Source organism: Halomonas sp. AOP7-B1-5 (genome assembly GCF_052353045.1).
GTDB lineage: Bacteria > Pseudomonadota > Gammaproteobacteria > Pseudomonadales > Halomonadaceae > Vreelandella > Vreelandella colorata.
The window spans coordinates 75,108-86,887 of sequence record NZ_JBQTDC010000015.1 but is presented as its reverse complement, the minus strand read 5'-3'; the positions used below and the strand labels follow the sequence as shown (position 1 = coordinate 86,887).

Here is an 11,780-nt window from a genome sequence, read left to right as displayed (position 1 = left end):
CTAGCCTGCATGCCGCTTTCGGCTTTGGCGCAATCGCTGCCTGCCAGCCTTTATACGCCTGGCTCTACAGACCTGCCGAGCACCATTCAGCAAACCATCGTATCCAATCCTGAAGTTAACGCTGCCTGGGCTAACTTTAACGCATCAGGTAGTGATGTTAGGGCCGCTCAAGGTAACTATCTGCCAACGATTGATGTAAGAGCAGGTGTAGGCCTCCAGGACCAGCAAAATGACGGTCAGGGCAGCTATAACAGTGATTTTGCCGAACTAACCCTAACGCAAATGGTGTTTGACGGTTTTGCGACGCGTAGCGAAGTTGAGCGTCTGGGGCATACCCGTCTTATCGCTTACTTTGAATTACTGGGCACCAGCGAAAATATAGCATTAGAAGCATTTCGCACGTACTTGGATGTATTGCGTTACCGCGAGCTCGTTCGCTTGGCGCAGGATAACTACCGTCAGCACCAGCGGGTTTTCTCTCAAATTGAAGAGCGCGCTCTTGCCGGTGCGGGCAGGGGAGTGGATTTAGAGCAAATTAGCGGCCGTTTGGCGTTAGCTGAGTCGAACCTGATGTCAGAAGCCTCTAACCTTCACGATGTGACCGCCCGGTATCAGCGGATTGTCGGCACGCTACCAGCCCAGAACATGCTGCCTGCGCCGTCGCTCACAGAGCAGCTGCCAAGCAATGTCAATGCAGCCGTTGAAATGGCTTTCCAGGGTAACCCTGATTTTTATGCCGCAATGGAAAACATTGAGGTGCAACGCGCTGAGCAAAATGGCTCTCGGGCAGCGTTTATGCCGCGTCTGGATATTCAAGGGCGTACAGGCACCAATAATCAGGACAACTCACTAACTGGACGTAGCGACGAGCATAGTATTCAACTGGTTGCCAGTATGAACATCTACCGTGGCGGCAGTGACCGAGCTGCGTTTGATGCAGCAGTAACGCGTATTGAAGAGGCTGTTAATCAGCGTGAAACGGCGTGTACGAATGTGCGCCAAACCACCCAGATTGCTTATAACGATACCCAGCGGTTAACGGAGCAGCTCAATTACTTAAACGATCACCGTCAATCTATTGACCGGGTGCGTGGTGCTTATCAACAGCAGTTTGATATTGGGCAGCGTACGTTGCTAGACGTTCTGGATAGCGAAAACGAGTACTTTGAAGCTAGCCGGGCTTACGCCAATGCTGAGTTTGATCGCACGCTAGCCGAAGCACGTACGCTCGCTGCGATGGGCCAGTTGATGCAAACCTTGGAAGTAGTGCGTGATGATATTCCAAGTTTGGCTGACCTGGGCTATGAGGACCCTTCATTAAACCCTGGCCAAGTATGTGCCACTGAAGGCCCACAGGGCTTTACATTGCAGGACTTTACTGCCGGTTAAGCAGTTTTGAGTACGCATGACTGGACCAGCCCTCTGTTAAGGCTAGGGGGGTTGGATCAGGCCACCTCTGAACGATAGGATTCATGTAAAAGGCTTATATTTCATGGATGGCATTTATTAACGTACGCAACTGCTTAAAGTAACGAGGTCTTTGTGACACAAAGCAAGCTGGAAACTTCCGCATCTCTGCAACGTGGTAGGCCAAAAGTTAATGATGAGCTTTTAGAGTGTCTTAAAGCCATTGCTACGTTTCATCAGCATGAAGTTTCTTCAGAAGCTTTGATCGCAGGCTTGCCTTTAGAAGAGGGGAAGCTAATTCCTTCTGTCTTTGGGCGAGCGGCTTCACGGGCGGGGCTTACGGCACGTATTGTAAAAAGTAAGTTGTCAGCGCTTAACCCTGCGTTGTTGCCCGCCGTCTTGTTGCTGGAACCTGGTCGTGCCTGCGTGCTGCTGGCGTTGGACCTGAAAGGTCAGAAAGCTCAGGTGATTTTTCCCGAGCTTTCAGAAGCGGCTATCGAGATGCCGCTTGGTGAGCTGTACGCAGGATATAGCGGTGAAGCCATCTACGTGCGCCCCAAGTTCAGATCAGACAACGTCTCAGAACCGGGCGTAAAAAAGCAGCGTGATCAACACTGGTTTTGGGGGGTTATTCGCGAGAATCGGCGTCTCTATCGAGATATCGTACTCGGCTCGGTAGCGGTTAACCTGTTTGCCCTGGCAATGCCGCTGTTTGTACTCAATGTATATGATCGGGTCGTTCCCAATCAGGCTACCGAAACACTTTGGGTGTTGGCGATCGGCGTTTTTATTGTTTTATGCTTTGATTTGGCGCTAAGGCTTATGCGCTCGGGTTTTGTTGATTTGGCGGCAAGCCGGGCCGACGTAAAGCTGTCGTCCTCTATTATGGCCAAGTCGCTCGGCATGCGGCTGGAAGAGCGGCCTGCATCCACCGGCTCGTTTACCTCTACCTTGCAATCGTTTGAATCGGTGCGTGCGTTTATCGACTCGGCAACGGTTTTAGGCATTGTCGATTTGCCCTTCGTGCTGCTATTTGCCGCCATTATTGCTTTGATCAACCCTTGGTTGGTACTTCCTGTACTGGCCGGAATCATATTTGTGCTGCTCTACGCGCTTGCCGCCCAGGGTAAGTTACATGAGCTTTCTCAGACGACGTGGGAAGTAGGCGCCAGGCGCAATGCGTTGCTGGTCGAATCCATCTCACAGTTAGAAACAGTAAAAGCGTTGCGTGCCGAAAGCCGTATTCAACGCCACTGGGAAAAAGCATCGGCCTTCTTGTCGCGCACCGGTGCGCAGTTAAAACACGTGAGTACCTCTGTTTCAAGCGTGGCGCAGTGGGCACAGAACAGCGTGGCTGTCTGTGTGATTATTGTTGGGGTCTATCAAATTATTGAAGGTAATTTGACCCAAGGTGGATTGATTGCAGCCTATATGCTCTCGTCGCGAGCTATGGCGCCCATCAGTCAGGCTGCCGCTTTACTTGCCCAGTATCATCAATCTTCTACGGCGCTTGAGTCATTGAACAAGGTGATGGATAAGCGTGTTGAGCGCCATGAGGGAAAAGCCTACGTTGAAAAACCAAGCGTGGCCGGCAGTATTCGTCTGGACAAAGTTACCTTACGCTACCCGGATGAAGAGCGTGATGCACTGCGTGATGTCTCTATTTCAATCAAGGCCGGAGAAAAAATTGCTTTGCTTGGACGCATTGGCTGCGGTAAATCGTCGCTCAATAAACTGATACTTGGTTTTTATCAACCTACCTCTGGATCTATTTTGCTGGATGGCGTCGATATCCGTCAGCTGGATCCTCTACAGCTTCGCAGCCATATCGGCTATGTGCCTCAGGATGTCAGTCTTTTTGCCGGCTCGCTGCGCGACAATATTGTAGCTGGCGGGGGGAGTGATCGTATTGATGATGACGAGTTGCTGCGTGCGCTGCAGATAGCCGGGCTTGAATCATTAGTGAATGGGCATCCGAGCGGCATTGATTTGCAGGTGGGGGAGCGTGGTCAAGCGCTTTCCGGTGGTCAGAAACAGTCGGTGGCCATTGCCCGTGCCCTGGTCCAAGACCCTTCCATATTGCTGCTGGATGAGCCCACTAGTTCAATGGATAACGCTAGTGAAGAGGCGTTTAAAGCCAACCTCACCAAAGTGGCTGAAGGTAAAACGGTATTAGTGGTTACTCACCGTACATCGCTGCTTTCACTCGTGGATCGTATTATCGTTATGGATGCTGGCAAAGTTGTGGCTGACGGTCCTCGCGATACCGTGGTCGAGGCGCTGCGAAATGGTCAGATCGGGAGGGCATCGTAATGGCAAAAAAATCCTCCTCAACGGCAGAGCAGAAGGGCTTCGATGCGATTGGTCGGTTTTCTGAAAAAGGCCAAAAGCCGTTTCGTCCTTTTATGGACCGACTGTTTGCCAAGCGCGTCACCTCAGCGCATTTGAATCGCGACTGGGCCAGTGATACGGATTGGGCGCGTATGCAGCAAGAGCCCATTCGTGCGCGGCTTTTTCTCTACACCGTCTTGTTTACCCTTATCGCACTGTTGGTATGGGCCTACTTCGCCTCTATAGATGAAGTAACGCGTGGCGCGGGCCGCGTTATACCGGCTAGTCAATTACAGCGTGTTCAATCGTTTGATGGCGGTGTCGTTGAACAAATTATGGTGAGAGAAGGGCAAATGGTGAGTGCGGGCGAAGTGTTGATGCAAATCGACCCGACCCGGTTTGTTTCTGATTTTCGTGAGAATCGCGCGCAACGTTTTGCTCTACAGGCGCGTGCTGAACGGCTACGTGCGCTGGCTACTGATACACCGTTCGAACCTTCGGAAGAGTTGCGCCAGGAAGTGCCGGATATTGTCCTGCAGGAGCGAGAGGCCTACGAAAGCCGGCGTGAGGAGCTGCGCGAACAGGGCAACGTCCTTGGTGATCGTATTCGCCAACGCGAAGAAGAGCTGCGTGAAGCGGTGGCGCGTCGTGATACCGCGCAGCGAGAAGTCAATATGGCAAGCCAGGAGCTTAATCTGACGCGCCCTTTGCTAGCGTCAGGCGCTGTTTCTGAAGTTGAAATCCTTCGCCTGCAGCGTCAGGTGTCTGCCGCGACCGGCGAACGGAACCAAGCTGATGCAGCAGTTGCTCGTTTAACCGCGGCCGTAGAAGAAGCTGAGACACAGCTACGCGAGCTAAGCGCAGAGCGCAGAAGCGAGTGGCGTAACGATCTTGCCCAAGCGATAGGTGATCTGAATGCGTTGCAGCAATCAGGAACAGGGCTGCAAGACCGGGTAAGGTTAACTGAAATACGCTCGCCGGTTGATGGCGTGGTTCAGCGTATTCATATCAACACTATTGGTGGTGTGGCGCAGCCTGGTCAAGAAGTTGTTGAGATTGTGCCAAGTGACGACCAGCTATTGGTAGAGGCTAGAATTGCACCTCAAGATATCGCGTTTTTGCATCCCGGACAGCCAGCTACTATCAAGTTAACGGCTTACGATTACGCCATTTATGGCGGCTTACAGGCTGAGCTGGAGCTGATAAGCGCAGATACCATCACCGATGATGATAACAACACCTTTTATCTTGTTCGGGTACGCAGCTTAGAAAATGAAAGCGTTGCTGATCGGCTTCAGGTTATTCCAGGTATGACAGCACAAGTCGATATCGTGACCGGAAAAAGAACGGTAATGCAGTTTATGCTTAAGCCTGTATTAAGGGCGTGGCGTGATTCAATGGGGGAACGCTAATGACAAATTGGTTTGTGACAACAAATGGCGACCTAAAATCGCGTTGGGAGGCAGCATTTCCGGATGCGCAGTCAGCACAAGAGCACAATATTGAGAGCCAGATAAAACCGGGCGATCTTATTTGGCTGGTAACCACTGTAGAGACTTGGCCAGCGTTGGCCCGGCGCTTGGTTGCTGCCAATGTCACGGTGGTTATTTTAAGTTATATGCCTAATGATCGTGAAGCGCTAAAGGCACTGGATCAGGGGGCAAGAGGCTATGTGCATACGCTTGCGGCAGTCGACGTATTAAAGCAAGTGGCTCTGGTGGTAGCGAACCAAGGCGTATGGGTAGGACAGGAGCTGCTTTCTAAAGTATTAGGCGGGTCTTTTAAAGCGCTACAGCAGCGAACAGAGCAAAATGCGCGGCCTGCCGCTGAGTGCCTGAGCCTTCTCACTGAACGTGAGCAGAGTGTTGCGATTGCCGTAACGTCTGGCGCTGCCAACAAGGAAGTCGCTCGGCAACTGGACATTACTGAACGGACGGTCAAAGCTCACCTGAGTGCCATCTTTAAAAAGCTTGGCGTACGTGATCGCTTGCAACTCATTTTGAAACTTGCGAACAACGATTATCGCGTTAACTCTTAATGTAAAAAAGGCTGTGCTTTATGACGTTCTATACGCATTTCTGTACGTATTAAAGCACTAAGCACAGCCTGGCCCTTCTCCTGCTAATCAATGACCTGCCTGATACGATTTAATTTATATTCTGTCCAACGGTACAGTATTTTTTACTAGTCCTTATCCCTATTATGCGTTCATATGCCGTTCCTTTATCTAGCACGCCTTCATGCAGCGCTAGTCAAGACGGCCTCTCTGTTTATCCAGGAGTAACATATGGCCGCGGCAACTATTATCTCGATTACCGGACAAGCTTGGGCACGTGATGAGGCGGGCAATCTTCGCGAGCTGAGCATTGGCGACGTGTTGCAAGAAGGTGAAACACTTATTACCTCAAGCGATGGCCGGGTCGAGCTAGATTTTGCCGACAGTACGGGTATCAACCTGGTGGAAGGCGGACAAGAAGTCGTCGTGACGCCAGAGCTTGATAACGAACAGATCGTTGCTACTGATGAAGCCAGTGTTCTAGATGAAGACCTTGAGGCTCTCTTGGCCGCCCTGGATGAAGACGGCGACCTGCTTGAACTACTTGACGCGACGGCCGCTGGTGGCGCCGGCGGGGGCGGCGGCGGCAGCCACGACTTCGTGCGCGTTGCACGCGTTGCCGAAGAAACCGACCCTCTAAGTTTCGAAACAGCAGCCAGCTTAGGCGCCGCTGAGTTCTTTGAGTTAGACGGTGCTGCCTTAGCTGCCGACATTGACGATACTGATGCTGACGCGGATGCAGATGCAGATGCGGACGCGGATGCAGATGCAGATGCGGACGCCGATGCAGATGCAGATGCAGATGCAGATGCCGATGCAGATGCGGACGCAGACGCAGACGCAGACGCCGATGCGGACGCTGATGCAGATGCGGACGCTGATGCCGATGCCGATGCCGATGCGGACGCCGATGCAGATGCGGACTCTGACGCGGATGCAGATGCTGACGCAGATGCAGATGCTGACGCAGATGCAGACGCAGACGCAGACGCAGACGCAGACGCAGACGCAGACGCAGACGCAGACGCAGATGCCGACGCAGATGCGGACGCTGATGCCGATGCGGACGCAGACGCCGATGCGGATGCGGACGCTGATGCAGATGCAGATGCCGACGCAGATGCGGACGCTGATGCCGATGCGGACGCAGACGCCGATGCGGACGCTGACGCAGATGCAGATGCGGACGCCGATGCTGACGCAGATGCAGATGCAGATGCCGATGCAGATGCCGATGCAGATGCAGATGCAGATGCCGATGCAGATGCCGATGCAGATGCCGATGCAGATGCAGATGCAGATGCGGACGCCGATGCAGATGCGGACGCGGACGCTGATGCAGATGCAGATGCAGATGCTGACGCCGATGCAGATGCAGATGCGGACGCTGACGCAGATGCCGACGCCGATGCGGACGCTGACGCAGATGCAGATGCGGACGCTGACGCTGACGCTGACGCAGATGCTGACGCAGATGCAGATGCAGATGCCGATGCGGACGCAGACGCCGATGCGGACGCTGATGCAGATGCCGATGCGGACGCAGACGCCGATGCAGACGCAGACGCCGATGCTGACGCTGATGCAGATGCGGACGCTGATGCGGACGCTGATGCGGACGCTGATGCCGATGCGGACGCAGACGCCGATGCGGATGCAGACGCTGATGTAGAAGAGCCTGAAGCCACGATCACCATCGACACCGTTGCCGGCGACGACGTGATCAACGGCGACGAAGCCACCCAGACCATCACCGTCACCGGCACGGTCGGCGGCGACGCCCAGGCGGGCGACACCGTCACCCTGAGCGTGGGCGACAACACCTACGAAGGTGAAGTCACCGCGGACGCCGACGGCAACCTGACCTACGCCATCGACGTGCCCGGCGCGGTGCTGGCGGACAACAGCAACATCACTGCCGAAGTAACCGGCGAAGACGCCGCGGGTAACGCCTACGGCGCTGAGGCTAATCGTGACTACGGGGTCAACCTCGACACCGTGGCCACCATCACGGTGAGCCTGGACGACGTGAACAGCGACAACGTCGCCGCCGCGCCGATCAGCGGCAGCACCACGGGCGTGGAAGCCGGTCAGACGGTCACGCTGGTGATCAGCGACGGCACCACCGAGGTGACCGTGCGCGCCGACGTGGATGCCGACGGCAACTACGAAACCACCGCCGACCTGAGCACCCTGAACCAGGGCGAGCTGAGCGTGACCGCCACGGTTGAAGACCAGGCGGGCAACGAAGCGACGGCCACTGACGACGCCAACCTCGACACCGTGGCCCCAAATGCGAACACCACCACGCTGATCATCGACGACGTCACCGGTGACAACACCGTGAACGCAGACGAAGCCGCCGGTCACGTCACCGTGACCGGTCGCGTGACCGGCGAGTACGCCGAAGACGACCTGGTCACCCTGACCATCAACGGCAAACCCTACGCAACCACCGTCAACGACGAGGGCAACTGGAGCGTGGTCGTGGCAGGCAGTGACCTGGCCGCGGACGCCGACCAGACCATCGACGGCGTGATCGCCGCCACCGACGCCGCGGGTAACGTGGGCAACATCCGCGCCGAGAAAGAGTACGGTGTAGCCCCTACCATCACCATCAATAGCGATGTGCTAAGTGGCTTGGATGTGCTCGTGGACGAGACCGGGCTGCGTGAATCATCGTCTGTATCTTCTACGACGGACTTCTCGAAAGCGCTTTCAGCCGGGTATGCGGTGGGTAAAGAGGGAGTAGTGAGCTATCAGTTGGGCTTGACTGCCAAGGGCGAGACTCCTCCAGTGCTGAAAGCTACTCAAAGCGGTGAGGATATTTCGCTAGTAATGAGTGGTGGCAATATCGTGGGCCTAACCAAGAGCGGTGCCACTGCCTTCGAGGTGAGTGTCGATCAGAGTGGAAAGGTGACGTTGACTCAGCATATGGCAATTCATCATCCTGACCCCACTCGTGGGGATGAGGTTCTGCCGCTGCGGGATGCGGGCATCCGTTTGATTGTGAAAGCTACTGAAGAAGGTAGCAACGCGCTTTCAGCACAAACTGAGATCACCTTGGGCCGCCATCTGAAATTTGAAGATGATGGCGTGACGCTGACACAAAATGCCGACGGATATAAAGCTATTGTACAAGATGTACCCGTCGTCCTGAATGGCCAGACATCTCTTAACGCGAGCGGCGCTCAAAACCACACAAAGCTTAGTTTCAATGGATTCAGTATCACCGCTCAGGGCTTCAAATCGGCTACAGATTCAACGTTGACTGAGGCTAAGGTTTATCAAACCAGCAACGGGCTCGGTGTTAATAGCAATGGAAGCCCCTACCATAAGCTGCCGGGTGAGATCGATTATCGCCATTTCAGTAATGGTACTTCAGCCTCGGAGAAGCTGATCATCAAGCTGGACACCGGCAAGCTAGCGTTTGGCTTGAGCGCTGAATTCGGCTTGATGTATGGCGGCGAACTTGAACGAGGTAAAGCGTTTTTTTATCGTGAAGGTAAGTTAATAGAAGAGAAAGAATTTTCCTCGGATGCCAATAGCGGCAGTTATGCGGCTAACTTCAAGTCGGTGCCCGGTGGTTTCGATGAAGTGCATTTTGTTGCAATCGACAACGGCAAGCTGATGAGTAACGGTGACAACAGTGACTATGCCCTTAAGAGCATTAATTTCAATGGTGAGGTGACAGGTCAGGTCATCGCCAGTGCCAAAGGGCAGGTTTTGGCAGAGTCGGCGGATGGTATTCGTGGATTCTCGCTGGACGGCCTGACCAATAACTTTGGTTATACGGTATCGGTAGTGAATGACGGAAGTTCGCTGGTGGCACGTGACAGCCAGGGGAATAAAGTCTTTGGAGTGGAACTTTCCAAAACGCAGGGCACCTGGGATTTCGTGCAGTATAAAGCCATTCCAGAGGATATCCAGTTCAAGATCAAAGCGGTCGACGGTGATGGCGATAGTGCAATTACCACCGTGAGCCTGGATGCTTACGCCGGTGCAACACCTGAGGTTGATGTTGCGATCACTGCAGAAAGTGTTGTTATCCCGGATATATCCAAAGCTAATATTAGTCGCTTAGGTGCTGAAGGGAGTGGGGTGGTTAATGGCAGCGCGGAGCTAGTTGAGAAGTCTGAAACATTTTCCTTTGGTACCCATAACGCTGGAAAAACCTTTACGCTAAGTTGGACGCAGCAAGCTTTTGGTGGTTGGGAGGATGACAGTCAGGAAAATAAAAATAACGGTTATACAGCAGATAGGTTCTATATTTATGACCATAGTGGAAAGCAGCTAAATGATAAATCTACTTATTCGCTAGGTCAGCCAGGAGGCTCTAATAATAATTATGCTTCTGAGAAGACCTCACACTCGGCACAAGTCACCTTGGACAGCGAAGGTAAGGCGGAAATCAAGTTTGTAGTGGCGTCTACGGATTCCGCCGAAACCATGACAATATCGGATATCAAGGCGACACTGCCGAGTACTATTCAATACTCGGTCACGTTAGATGGCCATATTGATGATGGAGAAATTGCTAACTACTTAGTCGAGGTTACAGGCGGTAAGCTCTTACAGAATGGCAAAGAGCTGAGCATGAACGCTGATGGCCAATACATGTTGACCAGTAAAACCGGGCTGACTGTGGCACCGACTGCTGGGGCAAAAGAGGTTCAGGTCTCAGCCGAAGCAGTCAGCAAACTAGGTGTACATAGTGAGGTCGATACGACGAAGGTTGGTATAACAAGCGTACTGGCGATAGATAACGTCAACGAAGCGAAGATAACAGCTGAGACGATTACGCCGCCTGCAACGACAACTGACCTGATCGCTAAAGAAACCTCGTACTACGCGACTTCGCAGGAGCGAGCCGATACCTACAGCAAAACGTTTACTGTGAATGAAGGAGGGAAGGGTAGCTTGAAATTTAGCGTTGATTTGTATCAACCTAGTGGATGGTTAACATTCACCTCTGCCTCTATGTCTTGGCAACTCACTAAGCAGGATGCCGCTGGTAACTACAAAGCTGTGTCTGGTTATAGCGGTGCGCTTAGCAGTAAGGATTATTCGTTTGATCTAACAGAGGGTAAATATAGAGTCGAATTTGTCGCGAAGACGAGTGGATCGACAAGTATTTTTGGGGGTACTTACTCTTCCGCAACGATTAAAGGTGTCACGGCGATTGATCAGCCCAAGTCTTATGAGCAAATCAAATCTGCTGAGGTGATGGGTAACGTACTGACGGATGCCAGTATCGAAGGGAAAGGAGATATTTTCGATGTCAACGCTACTACGCTTAAAGTGTGGAACGGCACTCAGTTTGTCGATACCAAAGCGTTAGGTACGAGTGTCGCGGGTAAATTTGGTAACTTTACGCTCGAGGCGGATGGCGACTACACCTATAGCCCGGATGCTAAAGTCGCTAATGTAGGCAAGATCGATACCTTGACCTATCAACTGGTGCACACCGACGGCTCGACCTCCGAAGCGACCCTGCGCGTGGGTATTACCGGCCCAGGAGTGGATAGCTTTAAGTGGGGCTCGGAAGGTAGCGATACACTTGATGGTGATGCTGGGAATAACGTGTTGGTTGGCGGTGGAGGCAACGACACCCTTTACGGCGGCGCCGGTGCAGATACTTTCAAATGGGAGTTTGGCGATCAAGGAACGAGCAAAAGTGCTGCTGTCGATCAGGTAATGGACTTTACGGTCGGTAAATTTGGTGCAGATAGCCAGGCGGATCGCCTTGATCTAGCCGATTTACTGCAAGGCGAGAACAGCGGCAATATCGATCAGTACATTCATGCTGAGCAGCAGGGCACCGATACCGTACTACATGTCAAATCGGATGGTGGTTTGGCGGCAGACGGAAGCAATGCCGATCAGTATATTGTCATGAAGGGTGTGGATATGCAGGGTTCAAGCTCCTCAGACTTTATACAAAGTATGTTGGAAAACGACCAATTGAAGATTGATTAGAACTGAG

Annotated in this window: 5 protein-coding genes; all 5 read left to right on the top strand. The window is 53.0% G+C overall.

All coding sequences use genetic code 11. The features are described 5' to 3' along the window. The coding region (locus ACT3XD_RS09655) for a TolC family outer membrane protein (protein ID WP_444280557.1) at positions 1 to 1,389 on the top strand (1,389 nt) is incomplete at its 5' end. A gap of 153 nt (positions 1,390 to 1,542) precedes the next feature. Then, entirely contained in the window at positions 1,543 to 3,720 is a 2,178-nt protein-coding gene (locus ACT3XD_RS09650) for a type I secretion system permease/ATPase (protein ID WP_318782789.1), read from the top strand. Then, a complete protein-coding gene (locus ACT3XD_RS09645) occupies positions 3,720 to 5,150 on the top strand; it encodes an HlyD family type I secretion periplasmic adaptor subunit (protein ID WP_192539835.1) in 1,431 nt (476 codons plus the stop codon). Before ACT3XD_RS09650 ends, ACT3XD_RS09645 begins: the two co-directional genes overlap by 1 nt. After that, positions 5,150 to 5,776 (top strand): response regulator transcription factor, encoded by a 627-nt coding sequence (locus ACT3XD_RS09640; protein ID WP_192539836.1) that lies wholly within the window; start codon positions 5,150 to 5,152, stop codon positions 5,774 to 5,776. Before ACT3XD_RS09645 ends, ACT3XD_RS09640 begins: the two co-directional genes overlap by 1 nt. 249 nt (positions 5,777 to 6,025) lie before the next feature. Then, complete coding sequence (locus ACT3XD_RS09635; RefSeq protein ID WP_444280556.1) at positions 6,026 to 11,773, top strand: retention module-containing protein; 5,748 nt, start codon at positions 6,026 to 6,028, stop codon at positions 11,771 to 11,773. The last annotated feature ends 7 nt before the right edge of the window (positions 11,774 to 11,780 follow it).

Excerpts from the sequence above, each read along its gene's own strand:
- ACT3XD_RS09635 (WP_444280556.1), top strand. The coding sequence starts at position 6,026 with ATGGCCGCGGCAACTATTATCTCGATTACCGGACAAGCTTGGGCACGT.
- ACT3XD_RS09645 (WP_192539835.1), top strand. The coding sequence starts at position 3,720 with ATGGCAAAAAAATCCTCCTCAACGGCAGAGCAGAAGGGCTTCGATGCG.
- ACT3XD_RS09640 (WP_192539836.1), top strand. The coding sequence starts at position 5,150 with ATGACAAATTGGTTTGTGACAACAAATGGCGACCTAAAATCGCGTTGG.